The organism is Tsukamurella paurometabola DSM 20162 (assembly GCF_000092225.1).
Classification (GTDB): domain Bacteria; phylum Actinomycetota; class Actinomycetes; order Mycobacteriales; family Mycobacteriaceae; genus Tsukamurella; species Tsukamurella paurometabola.
Genome location: NC_014158.1, coordinates 2,408,988 through 2,427,990, shown reverse-complemented (window position 1 = coordinate 2,427,990; position 19,003 = coordinate 2,408,988). Strand labels below are relative to the sequence as shown.

Sequence of the window (19,003 nt, the reverse complement as noted above, 5' to 3'; positions counted from 1 at the left end):
GGAAGCGGGCAACCCTTCTCCGCTGAAGTAAACTGCCGATTATGGATCGGTGGGCGGCGATGTCGAGCTCCTTCTGGGGCGTGCTCGCGCCCGCGGGGACGCTCCTGATCGTGCTGGCGATCTTCGCGTGGAAGAACCGTGGCCAGAACATTCGGCTCTCGGGCTCCGACATCCTCGTCGGCTTCGGGGTGGGTTTCGCGGTGACTCTGGTGATCAGCGCTGTCGTGCGCCCGCAGCTGCCGTTCACGTCGGGTGTGGCGGCCTCCGGTCCGCTGCTGATCGGGTACCCGCTCGCCCTGACGCTTGCCCTTGTACGAACGCGCCGGCGGCGCAGTCGCGCGGCGCAGGACGCTGAAGCCGCGCGGGCACAGATCCCGCCGGCAGCGCGCGAGTACTTCCGTGCCTGCGACTTCCCGTCGCGCGCGGGGGCTGCACTCACGTCGGCGCGGCCTCCTACCCCAGAGGCCGCGACCGACCTGGTTGCCTACTGGATCTTCGCCGCCCTCGACAGCGGCGACTACGTGGACTTCTCGCGGACCGTTCACTACACGACGGCGCTGCGCGGCTGGCGTCTGTCGTCGCCGACGCTCATCGAGGCAGTTCCAGTGCTTACCGCGCCGTTCCTGCGCAGCGGCGACGAATGGGTTCCCGAGGTCGACCGTGCATTCCGTCGCACCGCAATCGCACTGCTCACCACCCGCTTCGGAACCCCGGTGGCGGCATGAGCTATCTCGGCGGGGTGATCGTCGGGTCGATCGCGGTGATGTTGCTGGTGGCAGTTCCCATCGGGATGGTGATCGGGTCGCACGATCGGAAGCGGCGGCCGAAGGACTGGATCGTCGACTACTCCTGGTCGCTGCTGTGGACGGTCGTGTTCACGACCGTGGCGAGCATCCTGTGGCCGGAAAGGCCGCGATTCCTCGACGGCGTCGTATTCGGAATCGCCGTCGTCCCCATCGCCTTCCTCCCCGATGTCGCGTACACGATCCGGCACCGTCGGGACACCGAGCCTGCGGAAATATCCGCTCCGGGGGCGAAACCCGAACGAAATCGCAGAATCGATCTTCCTGTCGCAGGTTTCGGCGCGGATGTGGAAGCGCACTTCGCTGATCCGATGGTCCGCGCGCGATATGTGATCGCAGCGCACCGGCGTGGACTGATCTCCGACACGGACCTGCCTCATGCTGCGGCCGGCCTCGGCGACCTATCGGAGATCGGCTACGACCGGACCCAGGAGCAAGCCGACGCGGATGTCGCCGAGCAGCTCATCTACTACGCCCTCCGCACCGGCGATGCTCGCCGGCACCGGGAGGCGCTTGTCGCACTGGAACCGACGGTGGACGTGAGCACGAGGGCGCGGGACGAGCCCGAGTGGATGCGCATCCATCGCCGGGAAAGGCTGAGGGAAGGCCTCATCGACTACTTCGACGCCAGGTACGGGCCGCAACTGACCGAGACCGTCCACACCCATTTCGCCGATCCGACGGTGCGCGCCCACGCCCTGATCGCGGCCTACCGGTTCCACGCCACGCCATCGGGGGATGTCCCGCAGCGTGCCGCCGAGCTTATCGCCGACCTGCCCGGTGCAGGGGAAGCGTGGACGGAACTGGCGATGGCGCCGCCCACCAGTGCGCGGTCGGACATCGAACCGATCCTCGACCGCGCCGCCGACGAGATCGGCTATTGCCGGACACCCGCGGAGGCCGAGCGCGACCTGTACGAGGCTGCAGCCTACCGCGCCGTGGTCGAGTCGAGTGTGAGTGACGAGGCCCGGCGGCTCTGGGAACTGAGCATGCGCGACGACGTGTATTTCGAGGGCGCCGTCGACCCGGCTCTGACGGCGTTGCTCTGGGCGCATACCGCGGCCGGTGACGATATCGACGATCAGATCCGGGACACCCGCCACACCCTCATCGCCTACCTCAACGGCCGCTACTAGCGATTTTCGGTGCCTTTCTGCGGCCGAAACCGCGCTCATACCGCAGAAATCCACCGAAAGGTGTCACCGGCGCGGGGACGATGGCTGCCGCGATCGCGTTCACACGCTGGGTGGGCTGGGGCGAGTCGCCGTTCCCGAGTTACGTCCCCTTCGGCGTGCTCACCAGTTCACCGCGGGTCTTTGCGGCTCTGCGGGTGCACGACGAGCAGAATCGGTAGCTACCCGGACCACCCGAGCGATGCGACGAGACGGGTCACTTGGGGGTGATCGCGTCGGCGATCGCCATGACCGCTGGGTTCGCCGCGGGTGCGAGTGGCTGGACGGTGCCGAAGGACACCGACGAGGTCTTGTCCGGCGTGGGTTGACCCGCGACCCGGAAACCGGCCTCCGCGAGCGGCTTCGCGTTCTCGCCCTTGCCGATGTAGGCGACGAAGTCGGACGCAGCGCGACGCTGCGCCTCCGTGACGCCCTCGCGATCGAGCACGGCGGCCGGATAGGTGGCTGCGGCGGTCGGCCCCGCCGGATACACCGCCACGGGAGCGGTCTCGCCCCGACCGCGGGCGAAGGCGTACAACTGCTGCTCGGTGACCGGGACGGCGCGCAGCGAATCCGACGGCACCATCAGGCCCTCCAGCGCCGCGGTGGCGTTCGCCGTCTTCGGTGCCGCGCTCGCCCAGCGGTTCAACGTGCCGGTCACCAGCGGGCCGCGCGCGGCCTCCTCGTCGATCGCGGCGCCACCCGTGCGGGCAACAGCGGCAGCCACGGACTGGGCCGCCAGATAGGTGCCGTCGGCGCCGGAACCGGCGGTGGGCAACGAGATCCCGAGATCGGCTTGGCGTGCGGGCACGTCGACCCAGCGGACTCCGTCGAAGGCCTGCCGTGCTGAACCACGCACCGCCAGGACACCCGGCGATGATGCGATGGACGTGGGCTGCCCCGACAGTTCGGCCGGCTTCGCGGCGGCCAGGCGTGCCGTCCAGATGCTGCTCTCCGGGATCCACACCGCCGGTGCCGGACCGAGTTTCGGATCCCACGTCCCCGCCAGCGCGGACAGTGCGACGGGGGAGTCGACACCCGTGACCTCCGCCCGCGGGCAGTAGTCGTTCGAGACCGTTCCCGACGAGTTGAATCCGTCGGCAACGCGGCGCAGGGATTCGACCAGCGCGGGCGCGGCGGCCACCTTCAGCTGGAGATCGCCCTCGACGCAGGTCGCGGCGGCATCGCGGCCCTCCTGCTCGGAACGGCCCAGCAACCAGAGCATCGCCCCGGCCACCGCGATCACCACCAGGACCGCCGCGATCGCCGCGATCACCCAGCGTGCGAGGCCGCGAGAACCGGATCCTGATCTATGCGTACCCATCGAGAGCAACCTACCCGAAGACGCCGCGAGGTGGGGGAGGCGAGTCTTGCGCGTTCGCCCTGGTGATGGGCTTCGCGCCACCGATGAACCGGGTCAGTTCGGCACCGTCGAGCAGCGTGCCCGGGAACGGATCCCCGGCCAGTCGGCGGGGGAGGCCATCGGGCACCGTTCCGGCCACCAGGACCAGGTTCCCGAACCGTCGCCCCTTGACGATCGCGGGCTCCGCGGCGATCACCACCGTCCCGAACGCCTCCGCGACCGTCGCGGCCATCGCGCGAGCGAAGGCGAGCGGGGGACCGTCGCCGATGTTGAGCGCGACCGCCGCGCCGGGCGCGAGCAACGGGATCAACGAGGCGAAGAATTCCCGCGTGGTGAGCGCGGCCGGGGTGCGGGCCCCGGCGAACACGTCGAGCACGAGCAGGTCGACGTTGCCCTGCAGGCCCCCGGGAAGCAACGCCGCCGCCTCGGCCGCGTCACCGCAGCGCACCTTGATCTGCTCTCGCTTGGGCAGCGGCATGGCCGCCCGCACGGCGTCGATCAGTGCACGGTCCGATTCGATCACCTGCTGCCGTGATCCCGGCCGGGTCGCCGCCACGTAGCGGGGCAGGGTGAATCCGCCGCCGCCGAGGTGCACGGCGGTGATCGGCTCGCCCGGCGGGCGCACGAGATCGACAACGTGCCCGATCCGGCGGACGTACTCGAAGACGAGATTCGTCGGATCATCGAGGTCGACGTAGCTCTGCGGAGTTCCGTCCAGGAACACCGTGAACGCGCCGGGCCGGTCACGATCGTTGTCGATCGTGACCGGCCCGGTCTGGCCGTCCTCGGTCAGCTGTTCGCGGCCTTGAACTCGCGCCGACGCGCATGCAGGATCGGCTCGGTGTAGCCGCTCGGCTGCTCGCCGCCCAGCAGGATCAGGTCCTTCGCGGCCTGGAAGGCGATGTTCGAGTCGAAATCGGGTGCCAGCGGCCGGTACTCGGGGTCGCCCGCGTTCTGCTGGTCGACCACCGGCGCCATCCGCTTGAGCGACTCCACGATCTCATCCTCGGTCACGATGCCGTGCCGCAGCCAGTTCGCCAGCAGCTGCGAGCTGATGCGCAGCGTGGCGCGATCCTCCATGAGCGCGACGTCGTGGATGTCGGGCACCTTCGAGCAACCCACGCCCTGGTCGATCCACCGCACCACGTAACCGAGGATCGACTGGCTGTTGTTGTCGAGCTCCTCGCGCTTCTCGGCGTCGGACCAATCGGTCTTCGGAGCCAAGGGGATGGTGAGGATGTCGTCGACCGAAGCCGGATCCCGCTTGGCGATCTCGTTCTGGGTCTCGAACACGTCCACCAGGTGGTAGTGCAGCGCGTGCAGCGTCGCGGCCGTGGGCGAAGGAACCCATGCGGTCGTAGCGCCGGCCTTGGGCTGGGCGATCTTCTGCTCCAGCATCGCGGCCATCAGGTCGGGCATGGCCCACATGCCCTTACCGATCTGCGCCTTGTGCTGCAGTCCGGCGTGCAGGCCGATGTCGACGTTGGAGTCCTCGTAGGCGGGGTACCAGGTCTGTGCCTTGAGCTCGCCCTTGCGGACGATCGGTCCGGCGACCATCGAGGTGTGGATCTCGTCGCCGGTGCGATCGAGGAAGCCGGTGTTGATGAACACCACGCGATCGTTCGCGGCGGCGATCGCGGCCTTGAGGTTCACCGAGGTGCGGCGCTCCTCATCCATGATGCCCATCTTCAGGGTGAGGGCGGGCAGGCCCAGGATCTGCTCGACGCGTTCGAAGATCTCGGCGGCGAACGCCACCTCCTCGGGGCCGTGCATCTTGGGCTTGACGATGTAGATCGAGCCGGTGCGCGAGTTCTTGACCTCGCCCGACAGTCCGTGGATCGCGATCAGCGAGGTGACGATGCCGTCGAGGATGCCCTCGCCGATCTCTTCGCCGTCCAGCAGGATCGCGTCCGTGGTCATCAGGTGGCCCACATTGCGCACGAACAGCAGCGAGCGGCCGTGCAGAACCAGCTCCGAGCCGTCGGTCGCGGTGTAGACCCGGTCCGGGTTCAGCGTGCGGGTGAAGGTCTTGCCGCCCTTGGTGACCTCTTCGGCCAGGTCGCCCTTGTTCAGGCCCAGCCAGTTCCGGTAGCCCACGACCTTGTCGTCGGCGTCGACGGCCGCGACCGAGTCCTCGAAGTCCATGATCGTGGTGACCGCGGACTCGACGAGCACGTCCTTGACGCCCGCGCGATCGGTGGAGCCGATCGGGGACGCCGGATCGATCTGGATCTCCAGGTGCAGGCCGTTGTGACGCAGCAGGATGCCGGTCGGCGCGGCGCGCTCACCGGTGTAGCCGACGAAGGCCGACGGGTCGGCGAGGCCGACCGAAGCGTCCTCGCTGGCGCCCGACGCCCCGGCGACGGTCGCGAGCAGCTCGGTGCCGTTGATGCGGTACTCGGTGACATCCGCGTGCGAGCCCGACTCGAGCGGCACGGCCTGATCCAGGAAGTCCTTGGCGAAGGCGATCACCTTGTCACCGCGGACCTTGTTGTAGCTCGTGCCCTTCTCCGCGCCGTCGGCCTCGGAGATGGCATCGGTGCCGTAGAGCGCGTCGTAGAGCGAGCCCCAGCGCGCATTCGAGGCGTTGATCGCGAAGCGGGCGTTGAGGATCGGCACGACCAGCTGTGGGCCCGCGGTCGAGGTGATCTCGGTGTCGACCTTGTCGGTGGTGATCTCACGGTCCTCGGTGGCGGGCACGAGGTAGCCGATGTCGGTGAGGAACTGCTTGTAGGCGGGGAAGTCCACGGGTCCCGGGGCCGCCGCGTGGAAGTCGTCGATCTTCGCCTGCAACTCGTCGCGCTTGGCGAGCAGTGCCTTGTTCTTCGGAACGAGGTCGCCGATCAGCTTCGCCGCACCGGTCCAGAAGGCGGCCTGGTCTACGCCCGTGCCCGGAAGGGCCTCGTTGTTGATGAAGTCGTAGAGAACCGTCGCGACATCGAGACCGGCGACGGACGTGCGGGCGGTATCGGCCATGGCTATCAAACCCCTCAATACACAGTCGTAAGCAGTACGCGCATCATGTTACTCCGCGCAGGTTCCCCGTCCGCTCCGCGGTGACCACCTGGCCGTAGTCCAGTTTGACGAGCTGATCGGCCCTGTCGAAGTACCGGTCGTCGTGGGTGATGACGACCACGGTCTTCCCGCGCGCTCGCAGATCGGGGATGATCCGATCGTAGAAGACGGCGCGGAACCGCGGGTCCTGATCAGCGGCCCACTCGTCGAACAGATACACGGGCCGGTCTTCCAGGAGCGCCGTGAGCAGCGCAAGTCGCTTGCGCTGCCCGGACGAGAGGGCCACGGTCGACAATCGCCCGCCCTCGACGGAGACCGCGTGCGCCAACTCCAGTTCGTGCAGCAGCAGGCGCACCCGATCGTCCAGATCGTCGGCCGCGAGCCCCAGGTAGTCATCGAACAGGTGGAAATCGGAGAAGACCGCTGCCGTGTGCTGTCGGAACCACTCGGTGTTGCGCGTACCAATGGCCTCCCCGCCCAGCAGCAGATCGCCCGAGCGCGGCGGGTACAGTCCCGCGATCACCTTCGCCAGGGTCGATTTACCGCTCCCGTTGCCGCCGACCACGAAGGTCACCTCGCCCGGTCGCAGCGCCAGGTCGACCGGGCCGAGCCGGAAACCGCGCGGAGCCGCGGGCCCGCCCGGGTGCCGAGGCGGACCGGGGTGCGGCGGCCCACCGGGCGAGGTCGGGGGATGCGGAGGATGTGTGCCGGGCCGCCCCGTGGGCGGCTCGGGCAGGTACTCGTAGCCCACACCGCGTAGCTCGACGGTGGCGTCGGCGGCCGGCGGCCGTCCGTCGTACGGCAGTGCCGACTCATCGCGCGGCGCCTCCAGCGACAGGTCCATTCCGCGGATCTTCGCCAGAGCCACATCGCCGCGCACCAGGTCCGGGATCCGGTGCATCAAGCTCTGCATCGGCATCGAAAGGAAGGTGGTCACCAGGACGTAGCCGATCATCGTCTCCCGCGGAAGTTCGAGCGCGCGGGCCAGGACGAACAGGATCAGCACCATGGTGCCCAGCTGCACCACCTGTCCGAGCGCCTGCCCGCCGGCGAAGCGCGTTCCCGCGGCCACGTGCCGTCGTCGCAGAGCCGATGCGGTGCCCACCAGGCGGCGGTCCAGGAAGTCGGCGCGTCGGTCGCGGTGCAGTTTGAGTTCCTTGATGCCATGGGTCACCTCGTGGAACGAGCCGATCAGAGCGTCGTCGAGCTCCCGGGCTCGACGGAAGTGCTCACGCACCTTCCGCAGCACCGTCTCCACACAGGCGATCCCGATCACCGTGCCCGCCACGGACACCGCGAACAGCGCGCCCGAGACCGTCGCCAGGTACGTGAGCGCACCGATGATCGTGGCCACGTCGATGCACAACCCGGGAATCCCGGACACCGCCATCGACAATGAGCGCACATCCTCGGTGAGTGTTGCCAGCAGACGGTGGTCGCCGAGCCGTTCGATGTGCTCCAGCGGCGCGGCGAGCACTCGCTGCGAAAGCTGCACGCGGAGCCGGAACACCGCCGCCTGCGCCAGATGGAGCAGAACCAACTGCGAGGCGACCCCGGCGGTGACCACGACTGCGGCGGTCACCACGAACTCGGTCCCCGTCACGGTGGGCATCGGGCCCGGCGCGACCAGTCCGTTGATCAACGTCAGGAGGTACGCGTTCGCGCCGCCCGCGATCAGGCCCGCCACCACGGCCGCGGCGATCGCGGCCGGCGAGATGGAGAGCAGGAATCTCAGGAGCTTCACGATGGACCGCCCACGACGTCGAACAGGAAGCCCTCCACCGTTACCCCGGGGGCGAAGGAGAAGGCGAGCCCGGTCTCCTGGGTGCCGCCGGCCGCCCTTGCGCCGAGCAGGCGTTCGAGCACGAACAGCAGCGAGACGCTGAGCATGTTGCCGTGCTCGGCGAGCACCGCCCAGCTGGTCTGCGACGCCGACCGCGGCAGGCCCAGCGCGGCGCTCGCCGACTCGATGATCTTCGGGCCACCGGGGTGGATCGCCCAGTGCGCGACGTCCTCCCGCCCGAGACCGTTGCGGGCGAGAACCCCGTCGATCACCGGCGATACGCCGTCCAGGATATACCGCGGCAGGGAGTGCGCGAGCTCACACGTGATGCCGTTCGCGTTGACGCCCAGCACGATCCCGTCCTCGGCGTCGTCGAGGAGATGTGCGAAGGTGTCCCGCACCACGATGTGACCGGCGGGCAGCGGGTGTCCCACCTCGCTCGCACCGATGAGCGCGGCGCCGCAGCCGTCGGCGAACAGCGACGAGATCACCACGTCGTTCGGATCGCCCGCGAACACCGCGTTCACCGAACTCAGTTCCAAGCACACCAGCAGAGACTTACGGTCCGGGTGAGCGCGCACGAAATCGCTCGCCACCCGCAATGCGTTCATCGCGGCGGCGCAGCCCATGAAGTTGATCACGACCCTACTGGTCGAGGCGGGCAGGCCGAGGGACCGGGTCACCGCGACATCGACACCGGGAGCGAGGAATCCGGTGCTGGTGACGAAGATCAGCTGCCCCACTTCGGTAGCGTCGACGGCGCCGAGCGCGCGGCGCGCCGTCTCGATCGCCAGCGGTGCGGCGTGTTCGAAGTACAGGTCCATTCGCTGACGGATCGTGTCCGGCCGGGCGCTGAAGTCGGCGAAGTCGTCGCTGAGCGGGTCGATCGCCAGATGCCTCGTCGCGACCGCAGTGTTGGCGTACACGCGGCGGATACGTTCGGCCTGAATCGGATCGGCGAATCGCGCGGCGACCCGTTCGGCGGAGACCGACTGGCCGTGGGCCTGAGCCGGCGAGCCGGTCGCGAGCGATTCGATCACCGCGACGGTGGTCGGCGGTGCCGGCGGAGCGCCGTGCCACAGCGGGTCCGGCAGCGGGGTCGTATCCGGCTCGCCGAGGCGGATCTGCGGGGCGATCATGGGTCCTCCTTGGAATGACTGAGGGCAGGGCGATCAGACGGTGCCGATGCCGGTGAAGCCTGCGACGACGTAGGAACCGGAGGTGCGCAGGGCCTTCGGTGAGAAGTGCTCGCGGAAGAACCCGTAGCCCTCGGCCTGCGCCGTGCGCGATTTCGAGAACAGGAACGTGCGCACCTGGTCGGGCAGACGGTCGAAGACGAAGCTGCGTGCGGGCAGCCAGTGCACGCCGAACGTCGCCGCCTCCTCTGCCATCACCTGTTCGGTGGCGATGTTGGCGAAACCGCTGCGCTGGTACGGCAGCACGTGGTGCACCCGGTGGCTGGACAGTCCCGCCGACAGGAAGCAGTCGACGTACCGGTTACCGGAGATCGTGAGGTCGTAGGCCTGGTGCAACTGATTGACCGCCCAGTCCTCGGTGTCCGGCTCCGGCAGGTGGTCGACGTCGGTCTCGAAGTCGTGACTGGCGACCACCAGGAAGGTGCTCACCCACAGCACCGCGACGAACTGCGCGACCCACGCCCAGACATCGCCGAGAAGCAGGAACAGGAAGAACTCGCCGATGAGCAGTGCGCGCATGCCGAAGGCGCCGACGAAGTGCGGGAGTGCGGCGCGCAGCGAACCGTACATATCGGCCACACCCACCTGGCGGGTCAGCCTGACGATCTCGAACAGCCGGGCGGTCATCCCGGTCGCGGTGTGCCCGAACTTGTGGAGCGTGTGGATGGGCACTCGGTACCACCGGGGGATGTCCATCATCATGGTGAACACGTTCTTCTTGATGTCCACTTCACTCTGCGTGTGCGGATGATGGAGCAGCGCGTGGCCGTCGGCGGTCACGAAGGACAGAGCCACGTAGTTGATGTCGAAGGCGTTCACCAGGACCTTGTTCGCGCCCTTCTGTGCGCGGTGAATGGCGTAGTGCCCGAACCCGGCGAGCGAACTGCGCAGGACCACCATGGCGATCACGAACAGCGGCAGGGGCATCCACGCGGGCAGCGACAGCCGGGTGGCGATCACCGCGACATAGGCGACGGTGAGGGCGACTGCGACTGCGTCGAACCAGCGATCCATCCGGGTGATACGGGCGGCCAGCGCGGGATCGGTCAGGCGCTTCTTGACCCGATGCAGCAGATCGTCCGGGTCGTCGAAGCGATATCGGGGCGTATCGCGCCAGCTATCGAAATCGTCTTTGAACAAGAATGCCGGCGCATTGTTCTTAGGATGCACATCTTCGATTCGTGCGTCCCGGTCCAAGGCGAAACGTTCCAGCATTCGCTCGATCTTCTCGGGGTCCTTGTGATACGACCCGATGATCGACGTGATATCCCGATTCTTGGAGCGGCCGATGAAGAATTCACCGCCGGGATGCTTGGTGATCCATTCCGAGAGGTCGTACGCGCGCCCCTTGTAAACCCATACATCGGACAACTGTGGTCCGCCGCCGGGGCCGGGGCCGCCGGGCGACGGTCCAGGCCGGACTTCGCGCCTTTGGTCCTGGTCATTCGCGTGTGCCGGAGGTGCCGGGCGTGCGCGCTGGAGATCGCGTGGTCCCGGATCATGTGTGCCCTCCCGCGGCGGCACGGTGGGGTTCTCTGTCACTCGTCGTCCTCCTGGCAGACGGATTTCCTGGCGTTACTCGTTACTGTTTCGCCTTCCACTAATGGATCACCAAAAGATGGCCAATGCCCCACCTCTAACGTCCGATTCCTCCCGATTCGACGATCGAATCGAACTCTTGATTTTGCGACCGATGATGCATACTCGATCAAGGGAAACCCGGAATCCATGTTTCTCCGGGCGTCGAATGACGGCGCCTGAAATTCGATGTCTAAGGGGGGCTCATGAGCCTGAAAACGTCTCGTGCAGCGATCGCGCTGCTTGCGGTCGGTGCAGTCGCACTCACCGGTTGTGCCGACAAGAAGTCCGAGGCAGGTGGCGAGGGGAGCGCCACGGCGAGCACGGCGGCAGGATCAGCGTCGTCCAAACCGCTCGACGCGAATGGACTGCCACAGGCGGACATCGTCTCCGAAGCCGCTAAGGCCACCCGCGAGACCTACTCCGAGCACCTGGTGCTCACCGTGGACAAGGCCATCCAGGGCCTGCCGGTCTCCAGCGTCAACGGAGACATCACCTCCGACAAGGCCACCAAGAAGGTGGCCGCCAAGGGGGATGCGAACGTGCGCATCCAGGAGAACTACGTGCAGACCAAGTTCGTGGTCATCGACGGCACGCTGTACGCCGACCTCGGCGGACCCAAGTATCAGTCGATGGGGCGGACGGGAGAGAAGGGTGTGTACGACCCCGCGGTCATTCTCGACATGGACAAGGGCCTCGGCAAGGTCGTCGAGTCGGTGCAGAGCCCGAAGGTCGACAAACGCGAGAGTGTCAACGGGCTCAAGGCCGTCAAGGTCACCGGCACCGTCGACCCGACGGTGCTCGACCCGATCCTGCCGCAGATCACCGAGGTCGCGCGCCGCGGTGGCAGCACCACGCTGCCGATCACACTGTGGATCGTCGACGATCCCGGTGCGAACCCGCAGCCGAAGCCGAATGTCACCAAGTTCCAGGTGAACCTCAAGGACGGCACCATCGACCTGAACCTCACCGACTTCGGCAAGAAGGTCGAGGTCACCAAGCCGGCGACGTAGCGAACGCGGACCGCGGTCAGAAACCCTTGGAACGCAAGTACTTCGCGAGGGTTTCCACGCTGCCCGGGGTGCGCGGTCCCTCTACCAGCGCTGCGTACGGGAGGGTGATGAAGTTGCCCTCCCGTACCGCGGTGGTTCCCGCCATCAGCGGCTGCGACCGCAATTGTTCGACCTTCGCCTGCGGTGTGTTCTCGGGCCCCGTTCCGTAATCGACGATCATGATCACCTGCGGATCGCGCTGTGCGGCCGCCTCCCACGACGCCGTGGTCCAGGAATCGTTGAGATCGCCGAACACGTTCGCGGCCCCGGCCGACTCGATGATCGCCTGCGGAGTGCCGGTGCGCCCTGACGTGAACGGATCCTGGGAGCCGCTGTCGAAGACGAAGACTCGTGCCCGGCGTGCCGGGTCGGTAGGAGCTGCGGCGCGTGCCGCGTCGATCCGCGCCCGATAGTCGGCGACCAGCTTCGCTCCGCGCTCGGGTACGCCGAACAGCGTGCTCAGGTCGGTCAGATCGGTGAACAGGGCGTCCAGCGGCGGCATAACCCCGCGTTGTTTGCCGCCGGGTTGCCGGCAGGCCTCCGTCAGCTGGTACGGCACGGCACCGATCTGCCGGATCCAGTCCGGTGTCACACCGGTGGTCTCCTGGAAGCCGTAACTCCACCCGCCGAACACCAGGTCCGGCTTCGCCGCCTGAATCACTTCGCGGGTGAACGCCGTCCCCAGATTCGGGGCGCGATCGAAATCGGCCTTCCACGGCGAGGTCTGATAGTCGACGTGCTTACCGTCGTACGTGGTGTAGCCGGCGATCCGGTCGGTGAGTCCCAGGGCGAACAACAGCTCGGCATTGCCGGTGTCGTTGACCACCACCCGCTTCGGCGGCGACGACACCGTCAGCGGTGCACCGCAGTTGGTGACCGTGGCGGCGGGCCCGTCGCTCGTCGGGGGCGCGGCCTCCTCGACCTTCGCGCCGCACCCGGCGAGAAGGAACGCGGCGGCGAGCGCGGCGGCGGGCCGCACGGGGAATCCGTTCATGGATCTGTCCTACTTTCCTCGGGGAGCGGGGTGGAACGTCTCGTCGAAGATCACCTGGGGGACGTGCAGGCGCGGATGCCGCACCACATGGACCCCGATACCGAAATGCCGCGCGATGACCTGGGGAGTGAGGATCTCGTCGGGCGTCCCGGAGCACGCGAGGGCACCGTGATCGAGTACGTAGAGGCGGTCACAGTACTGCGCCGCAAGATTGAGGTCGTGCAGCACCGCTATCACGGTGACGCCGAGCGCACGAGCGGCGCTGAGAACAGCGAACTGGTGACGGACATCCAGGTGGTTGGTCGGCTCGTCGAGTACCAGGACGCGGGGCTCCTGTGCGAACGCCCGCGCGATCAGTACCCGCTGCGCCTCCCCGCCCGACAGGGTGCCGAACTGCCGGTCAGCGAATGCCGCCGCGCCCGCCGCGGTGAGCGCCCGGTCGACTGCGGCCTCGTGCACGGCGGGCGGCACGCCGCGGCGCCGGTGCGGCAGCCGACCGGTGTCCACGATCTCGCGGCCGGTGAATCCGATGTCGAAGGGCGCGTGCTGCATCACCGCCGCCACTTGGCGCGCGTTCTCGGCGAGACTCACCGCGGTCACGTCGGCATCGTCGACGGTGACGGTCCCGGCGTTCGGCGTGAGGACCCGATACGCGCATCGCAGCAGTGTCGACTTGCCGCTGCCGTTGGGGCCCACCACGCCGATGAATTCTCCGGACTCGGCGGTGAGGCTCACGCCCGCGATGATCCGTGCGCCGCCGACCGCGACATCGACCCCGTGGTACTCGACCCGCACGCTACGCACCTCCGACGGTGCGGCGCCGCATCAGCGCGATGAATACGGGTACCCCGACAGCGGCGGTGATCGCCCCCAGGGGCAGCTCCTGCGGTGGTACCGCGGTGCGCGCGACGATATCCGCGAGCACCAGGAACACAGCGCCCAGTGCGGGCGCGACGAGCAGCACTCGGCGATGGTCCGCGCCCACCATCAGCCTGGCCACGTGGGGCACCACCAGCCCGACGAATCCGATGGCGCCGCACACCGAGACGACGATGCCGGTCATCGCCGCGGTCACCACGAACAATGCGGTACGGAAACCCGACGCGGACAGGCCCATCGAGATCGCGACCTCGTCGCCCAACGCCAGGGCATTGAGACGGCGTGCGTTGGCGCGCAGTACCACGAGCCCGATGGCGACCGTCACCGTCACCATCGCGGTCGTCCGCCAGGTGGCCGACGAGAGGCTGCCGAACAACCAGAACATCACGGTGCGGGCGGCATCACCGCGCGGTGCGAGGAACACCAGCACCGTGGTGGCCGCCGAGAAGCCGTACGCCAGAGCGGTACCCGTGAGTACCAGGCGCAGCGGGGACAGGCCGCCGCCGCGGTAGGCGATGAGGTACACCAGCGCCGTCGCCGCGAGTGCACCGAAGAAGGCAGCGGTAGGGAGGGCGTAGAGGCCGAGTGTGCCGAGGACACCGAACAGAGCCACCGAGGTGGCACCCACCGATGCACCCGAGGAGATGCCCAGGACATACGGGTCGGCGAGGGCGTTGCGCACCATCGCCTGTACCGCCACGCCGATCGCGCTCAGTCCCGCGCCCACTACTGCCGCGGTGAGTACGCGGGGAATCCGGGAATCGGCGACGATCCGGTAGGCGGTGGCCTGGTCCGCCGGGACGACCCCACCGGAGGCGAAACCCCACAGGTAGCGAGTGGAATCGCGCCACGGAATGTGCACCGTGCCCAACAGCACACCCAGCCACATCACGCCGAGCAACGCCAGCAGCAGGACGACGAGCAGCACTGCGATACGGCGCGACGGAACCACCCGCACTCCGCGACTCCCCTCGGGTCGTGAGTGACCGCCCACTCCGGGCGGTCGCGGTGGCAGGTATCGGGCTGGTAGTACACCGTTGCGGGGCAGCCCCGGATTCGCACCGGGTTCCCTCTTGCGCCACGCGCTCTCGCGCGCGGACCATCGCTGCGGGCAGTCTAGGCGGCGCTATCGGGCGTGAGCGCCGCCGGGGTTCCCCGGCGGCCGGTCGGCTGACGGCGCGCCGGGACCCGCAGGCGGCCTCGACCGGGGGTCACGGCCACAGATTGGGGTTCAGATCCGATCCGTATCCGCCGTACCGAGGACGGCGTTCCAGGTGCAGGTGCGGGCCCGTGGTGTTACCGGTATTGCCGGAGTAGCCGATCAGCTGGTTGGTCGCGACGCGCTGGCCATCGCTCACCACCCGCCGCGACAAGTGGCAGTAACCCCAGTCCGAACCGTCGACGTTGTCGTTGATCAGGATCATCGTCCCGTACGCGGACCCCCAGTTCGCCCGGCCGGTGCGGACATCACCGCCGATGGTGGCGTAGACCGGGGTGCCGATGGGGCAGCCGATATCGACGCCGGTGTGGTACCCGGCGGCCCAGGAGCCGGGCTGACGCCATTGCGCGGTGATCGGGTGCGCACCCGCATCGCGGATCGGACGCACGTAGGTCGCGGCGTTCGCCGCCGGCGTGAATGCGGCCCCGGCAGAGGCGAGGCCAGCGGCGACCGCGCTACCGAGGAGCAGCCGTCGTCGACTCAGTAGTACCGGTGATTCGAGGCGATCTGTCATGAGTCTTCTCTCTGAGAGTCCATGAAAGGAACCGACCGTGAGCAACGCTCACGTTCAGCGCGAGTATGTCACCACTGCGAAGTCAACGCTCGGTCTACGCGGACGTGTCGGCACCCGGCCAGGCGCGGACGACCGCGAGCAGGCGTTCGCGGATCGGGGCTGCGCGCTGCGCCAACTCGGCCTGCCGACGCACGTACTCCCGGCGACCCGGGGCCGTCTCGATCGCGATCGGCGCGAAGCCGTAGGCGACGAGGTCGTACGGGCTCGCCATCATGTCCAGTTCGCGGGCGTCCCGTGCCAGCTCGAAGGCATCCGCCACCAGGTCCGACGGTACGCCGGGCGCCAGTTTGAACGCCCACTTGTACAAGTCCATCCCGGCGTGCAGGCAGCCGGGCTGCTCGGAGCCGATCTGCCCCTCGCGGGTGAGCTCGGTCGCGTTGCGCGGCGCCGCCTCCGGGGTGAAGAACCGGAACGCGTCATAGTGGGTGCAGGTGAGCTGCCCCGCCCGCACCACCTCGTCGGTGCCCTCCGGGCCGAGGCGCAGCGGTACGGGGTGCCTTGCCTGGTCCGCTTCGCGGTAGACCATCGCCCACTCGTGCAGTCCGAAACAACCGAACACCGGGCGCCGCGCTGCGGTGGCCGCCAGCAGGCGCGCCACATAGGCGGCGGTGTCGGCACGCTTGGCGAGCACCGCCGGATCCAGCATCACCCGCGTCCCGGAGACCCGGTAGCCCCGCGATCCGTCGAACTGCTCCGCCGCGGCCTGACCCTCCAGGGCCGTCCCGAGTCCCGGATGCCAGCGCAACAGCTGCGCCGGACGGTGCCCGTAATAGGTGAACAGGAAGTCCCACACGGGATGCTTCTCGCCGCGTCGCGCACGCTCACGATGTGCCTGGACGAACGGTCCGAGCCGATCGCGGTGCGCGGCGGCCCGGGGGAGCCACTGCGCATCGGTGAGGACTGTGGGGTTCGGTGCGGAACTCACACCCGGTGCGTTCCATCGCGCACGGTGCCCACGAACTCCTCGACCACGTCCTCCAGGGCGACGATGCCGATCGTGCGACCGTGATCGTCGGCGACGGCGGCGAGATGCCCACCGAGACGACGCAGATGCGAGGTGGCCTGGTCCAGCGAGAGCGCGCCGTCGACCACCGGGAGCGGTCGGATGCGGCCGGCGCCGATCACGGTGTCCGGCCCGACCGAGGCGTCCATGATGTCGGGCAAGACATCCTTGACGTGCAGGTAGCCCGTGAAAGCGCCGCCTCGGCTGCGCACCGGGTACCGCGAGAAGCCCGTCTCGGCGACAGCGGATTCGATATCGCCGAGGGTGGGTCCGTAGGTGCCACCCGGCCCCGCAACGGCCTGCAGCCCGCGGATCTGCGCGAGCGGGATCGCCACATCGGCGACGGTGCGTCGCGAGGTCTGGAGCGCGCGGGTAAGTCGCAGCTGTTCCTCCGCGTCGATCAGGCCCTCGTCGTGCGATTCGGCGATGAGCTCGGACAGTTCGCCCGCCGAGATCGTGCCCTCCAATTCGTCGCGAGGTTCCACGCCCAATGCACGCAGCACCAGCGTCGCGAGCCAGTTGTACACCGCGATCACCGGGCGCATCAGCTTCGAGAAGGCGACGAGCGGCGGAACCAGCAACATGGCCGCCGACTCCGGGCCGGCCAGTGCGATGTTCTTCGGCACCATCTCGCCGAGCAGGATGTGCAGCACCACCACCAGGCTGAGCGAGATGGTGAACGAGATCGGATGCAGCAGCGCCTCCGGCACGTTCGCCCACTCCATCGGCTTCTCCAACAGATGAGCGATGGCGGGTTCACCCACCTTGCCCAGCAGGATCGAGCAGATGGTGATGCCGAGCTGGCAGGCCGCCAGCATGAGCGAGAGGTTCTCCGAGGCCTTGATCACCGCTCGGGCGCTGTCGCGCCCCTGGTCGACCAGCGCCTCGAGCCGGTCGCGGCGGGCGGCGATGAGCGCGAACTCGGCAGCCACGAAGAACGCATTGGCGGCGAGCAACAGCACGGTGAGGCCGACGGCCAGGAGGTCATTCATCGGTCACCTCCACCAACTCGACGAGGTCGACGCGGCGGCCGTCCATCCGGGCCACCCGCGCGATCCAGCTGCGATCGGTACCGGATTCGTCGTCCTCCACACGATGCGGCGGCAGCTCGGTCTGATCACCCACCTCAGGGATCCGGCCCAGCAGGAACATCACCAGGCCACCGAGAGTGTCGTAGTCGCCCTCCGGTGCGCGGTACCCGGTATCGCGTTCGAGTTCGTCGATGCGGAGCAGGCCTGCGCACAGGTAGCCGGTGTCGGTGCGCTGCACGTCGACCGGCTCGTTGTCGTCGTGCTCGTCGCGCACGTCGCCGACGATCTCCTCGATCAGATCCTCCACCGTGACGATCCCCGCGGAGCCGCCGTACTCGTCCACGACCAGCGCCATTTGCAGGCCGTTCGCCCGCAGCTGCTCCATCAGTGCGTCGCCGTCCAGCGCCGCCGGGACCACCGGGGGTGCCGTGGCGATCGAGCCCACGGTGGTGGACGCGCGACGGTCCGCGGCCACGGTCAGGGCCTGCTTGACGTGAATGAAGCCCACGGTGTCGTCGAGGTCGCCGCGGATCACCGGGAACCGCGAATGCCCCGAGTCGATCGCCAGCGCCACCAGATCCGCCACCGTGTCGTCGACCCCCACCGAGTGCACCCGCTGTCGCGGGGTCATCAGCTCCTCGGCGGTGAGCTCACCGAACTCCAGCGAGCGGCCCACCAGTTCGGCCGTCATCTCATCGATCGCGCCCTGTGCCGCGGAATTGCGGACCAGCGCGCTCAATTCCTGTGCGGACCGCGCCGAGCTCAGCTCCTCGGCGGGTTCGATGCCAAGCCGGCGCACCAATCGGTTGGCCGTCGTATTGAGGAAGGTGATCGCCCAGCGGAAGACCGTGGAGAACGCCGCCTGCGCACCGGCGGTCAGGCGGGCGGTGTTCAGGGGCCGGGCGATGGCGAGGTTCTTCGGCGCCAGCTCGCCGAGCACCATCGACAGCGAGGTCGCGATCACCAGCGCCAGGATCAGCGTCAGGGCCGACGACCAGACGCCGGGCATACCGGTCCATTCCAGCGCCGGGCGCAGGAACTTCGACAACACCGGTTCGGCGAGGTATCCGGTCACCAGCGTGGTGATGGTGATGCCGAGCTGGGCGCCGGACAGCTGGAACGACAGGGTGCGGTGCGCACTCTGCACCTGTTTCGACCGGCGGTCACCCCGGTCGCGGACATCGGCGTCGATAGTCGACTTCTCGAGGGCGGTCAGTGAGAACTCGGCCGCCACGAACAGTGCGGTGCCCAACGTGAGCGCGAGGAATCCGACGACCGCAGCGATCGTGATCAGCGTGCTAGACATCGCCGCCTCGGGTCATGGTCGCGGTGCGGGCTCGC

General features: G+C 68.2%; 17 protein-coding genes and 1 riboswitch. Of the genes, 4 read left to right on the top strand and 13 right to left on the bottom strand.

The annotated features are described in order from the left end of the window. The first annotated feature begins 41 nt into the window (after window positions 1-41). From TPAU_RS11675 to TPAU_RS23180, 3 genes are all read left to right on the top strand, one after another. Complete coding sequence (locus tag TPAU_RS11675; protein WP_041944395.1) at window positions 42-725, top strand: hypothetical protein; 684 nt, start codon at window positions 42-44, stop codon at window positions 723-725. After that, window positions 722-1,939 (top strand): hypothetical protein, encoded by a 1,218-nt coding sequence (locus TPAU_RS11670; RefSeq protein ID WP_013126961.1) that lies wholly within the window; start codon window positions 722-724, stop codon window positions 1,937-1,939. Before TPAU_RS11675 ends, TPAU_RS11670 begins: the two co-directional genes overlap by 4 nt. 80 nt (window positions 1,940-2,019) lie before the next feature. Beyond that, window positions 2,020-2,157, top strand: coding sequence for a hypothetical protein (locus TPAU_RS23180; RefSeq protein ID WP_013126960.1), 138 nt, complete (start codon window positions 2,020-2,022; stop codon window positions 2,155-2,157). 35 nt (window positions 2,158-2,192) lie between these two features. On the opposite strand, the gene TPAU_RS11665 is transcribed toward TPAU_RS23180, so the two are convergent. The 6 genes from TPAU_RS11665 to TPAU_RS11640 all read right to left on the bottom strand — a co-directional run bounded on the left by TPAU_RS11665 (window position 2,193) and on the right by TPAU_RS11640 (window position 10,874). Continuing rightward, the gene (locus TPAU_RS11665) at window positions 2,193-3,299 is read right to left on the bottom strand and encodes a substrate-binding domain-containing protein (protein WP_013126959.1); all 1,107 of its coding nucleotides are present in this window, start codon (window positions 3,297-3,299) and stop codon (window positions 2,193-2,195) included. A 10-nt stretch (window positions 3,300-3,309) separates the two neighbouring features. Next, entirely contained in the window at window positions 3,310-4,062 is a 753-nt protein-coding gene (locus TPAU_RS11660; RefSeq protein ID WP_218022110.1) for a spermidine synthase, read from the bottom strand. Between the two features lie 65 nt (window positions 4,063-4,127). Then, window positions 4,128-6,314 carry a malate synthase G gene (locus TPAU_RS11655; protein WP_013126957.1) on the bottom strand — a complete coding sequence of 729 codons (2,187 nt, stop codon included), beginning with the start codon at window positions 6,312-6,314 and terminating at the stop codon, window positions 4,128-4,130. Window positions 6,315-6,357: 43 nt separating this feature from the next. Next, on the bottom strand, window positions 6,358-8,097 hold the full coding sequence (locus TPAU_RS11650; protein WP_013126956.1) for an ATP-binding cassette domain-containing protein: 1,740 nt from the start codon (window positions 8,095-8,097) through the stop codon (window positions 6,358-6,360). Continuing rightward, window positions 8,094-9,275: a type III polyketide synthase gene (locus TPAU_RS11645; RefSeq protein ID WP_013126955.1), complete on the bottom strand. Its 1,182-nt coding sequence runs from the start codon at window positions 9,273-9,275 to the stop codon at window positions 8,094-8,096. The genes TPAU_RS11650 and TPAU_RS11645 overlap by 4 nt, the downstream gene beginning before the upstream one ends. A gap of 33 nt (window positions 9,276-9,308) precedes the next feature. Beyond that, window positions 9,309-10,874, bottom strand: a complete 1,566-nt coding sequence (locus tag TPAU_RS11640) for a fatty acid desaturase (protein WP_013126954.1) — start codon at window positions 10,872-10,874, stop codon at window positions 9,309-9,311. 242 nt (window positions 10,875-11,116) lie between these two features. On the opposite strand from TPAU_RS11640, the gene TPAU_RS11635 reads away from it, so the two are divergent. Next, the gene (locus tag TPAU_RS11635) at window positions 11,117-11,923 is read left to right on the top strand and encodes an LppX_LprAFG lipoprotein (protein ID WP_013126953.1); all 807 of its coding nucleotides are present in this window, start codon (window positions 11,117-11,119) and stop codon (window positions 11,921-11,923) included. 16 nt (window positions 11,924-11,939) lie between these two features. Here the strand turns inward: TPAU_RS11635 and TPAU_RS11630 are convergent, their stop codons facing one another. From TPAU_RS11630 to TPAU_RS11600, 7 genes are all read right to left on the bottom strand, one after another. Beyond that, complete coding sequence (locus tag TPAU_RS11630) at window positions 11,940-12,956, bottom strand: ABC transporter substrate-binding protein (RefSeq protein WP_013126952.1); 1,017 nt, start codon at window positions 12,954-12,956, stop codon at window positions 11,940-11,942. 9 nt (window positions 12,957-12,965) lie between these two features. Next, complete coding sequence (locus TPAU_RS11625) at window positions 12,966-13,751, bottom strand: ABC transporter ATP-binding protein (protein ID WP_013126951.1); 786 nt, start codon at window positions 13,749-13,751, stop codon at window positions 12,966-12,968. A 1-nt stretch (window position 13,752) separates the two neighbouring features. Beyond that, a complete protein-coding gene (locus TPAU_RS11620) occupies window positions 13,753-14,724 on the bottom strand; it encodes a FecCD family ABC transporter permease (RefSeq protein ID WP_083773941.1) in 972 nt (323 codons plus the stop codon). 104 nt (window positions 14,725-14,828) lie between these two features. Further along, window positions 14,829-14,954: riboswitch (cobalamin riboswitch) on the bottom strand. A 92-nt stretch (window positions 14,955-15,046) separates the two neighbouring features. Next, entirely contained in the window at window positions 15,047-15,568 is a 522-nt protein-coding gene (locus TPAU_RS11615) for a M23 family metallopeptidase (protein ID WP_013126949.1), read from the bottom strand. Between the two features lie 94 nt (window positions 15,569-15,662). Then, window positions 15,663-16,553, bottom strand: coding sequence for a hypothetical protein (locus TPAU_RS11610; protein ID WP_013126948.1), 891 nt, complete (start codon window positions 16,551-16,553; stop codon window positions 15,663-15,665). Next, entirely contained in the window at window positions 16,550-17,623 is a 1,074-nt protein-coding gene (locus tag TPAU_RS11605; RefSeq protein ID WP_013126947.1) for a hemolysin family protein, read from the bottom strand. Before TPAU_RS11605 ends, TPAU_RS11610 begins: the two co-directional genes overlap by 4 nt. After that, window positions 17,616-18,968, bottom strand: coding sequence for a hemolysin family protein (locus TPAU_RS11600; protein WP_013126946.1), 1,353 nt, complete (start codon window positions 18,966-18,968; stop codon window positions 17,616-17,618). The genes TPAU_RS11605 and TPAU_RS11600 overlap by 8 nt, the downstream gene beginning before the upstream one ends. Window positions 18,969-19,003: the final 35 nt, after the last annotated feature.

Bases quoted from the DNA above. Each gene is read 5' to 3' on its own strand.
- TPAU_RS11630 (WP_013126952.1), bottom strand. From the start codon at position 12,956: ATGAACGGATTCCCCGTGCGGCCCGCCGCCGCGCTCGCCGCCGCGTTC.
- TPAU_RS11635 (WP_013126953.1), top strand. From the start codon at position 11,117: ATGAGCCTGAAAACGTCTCGTGCAGCGATCGCGCTGCTTGCGGTCGGT.
- TPAU_RS11665 (WP_013126959.1), bottom strand. From the start codon at position 3,299: ATGGGTACGCATAGATCAGGATCCGGTTCTCGCGGCCTCGCACGCTGG.
- TPAU_RS11645 (WP_013126955.1), bottom strand. From the start codon at position 9,275: ATGATCGCCCCGCAGATCCGCCTCGGCGAGCCGGATACGACCCCGCTG.
- TPAU_RS23180 (WP_013126960.1), top strand. From the start codon at position 2,020: ATGGCTGCCGCGATCGCGTTCACACGCTGGGTGGGCTGGGGCGAGTCG.
- TPAU_RS11655 (WP_013126957.1), bottom strand. From the start codon at position 6,314: ATGGCCGATACCGCCCGCACGTCCGTCGCCGGTCTCGATGTCGCGACG.
- TPAU_RS11615 (WP_013126949.1), bottom strand. From the start codon at position 15,568: ATGACAGATCGCCTCGAATCACCGGTACTACTGAGTCGACGACGGCTG.
- TPAU_RS11605 (WP_013126947.1), bottom strand. From the start codon at position 17,623: ATGAATGACCTCCTGGCCGTCGGCCTCACCGTGCTGTTGCTCGCCGCC.
- TPAU_RS11600 (WP_013126946.1), bottom strand. From the start codon at position 18,968: ATGTCTAGCACGCTGATCACGATCGCTGCGGTCGTCGGATTCCTCGCG.
- TPAU_RS11670 (WP_013126961.1), top strand. From the start codon at position 722: ATGAGCTATCTCGGCGGGGTGATCGTCGGGTCGATCGCGGTGATGTTG.
- TPAU_RS11620 (WP_083773941.1), bottom strand. From the start codon at position 14,724: ATGTGGCTGGGTGTGCTGTTGGGCACGGTGCACATTCCGTGGCGCGAT.
- TPAU_RS11675 (WP_041944395.1), top strand. From the start codon at position 42: ATGGATCGGTGGGCGGCGATGTCGAGCTCCTTCTGGGGCGTGCTCGCG.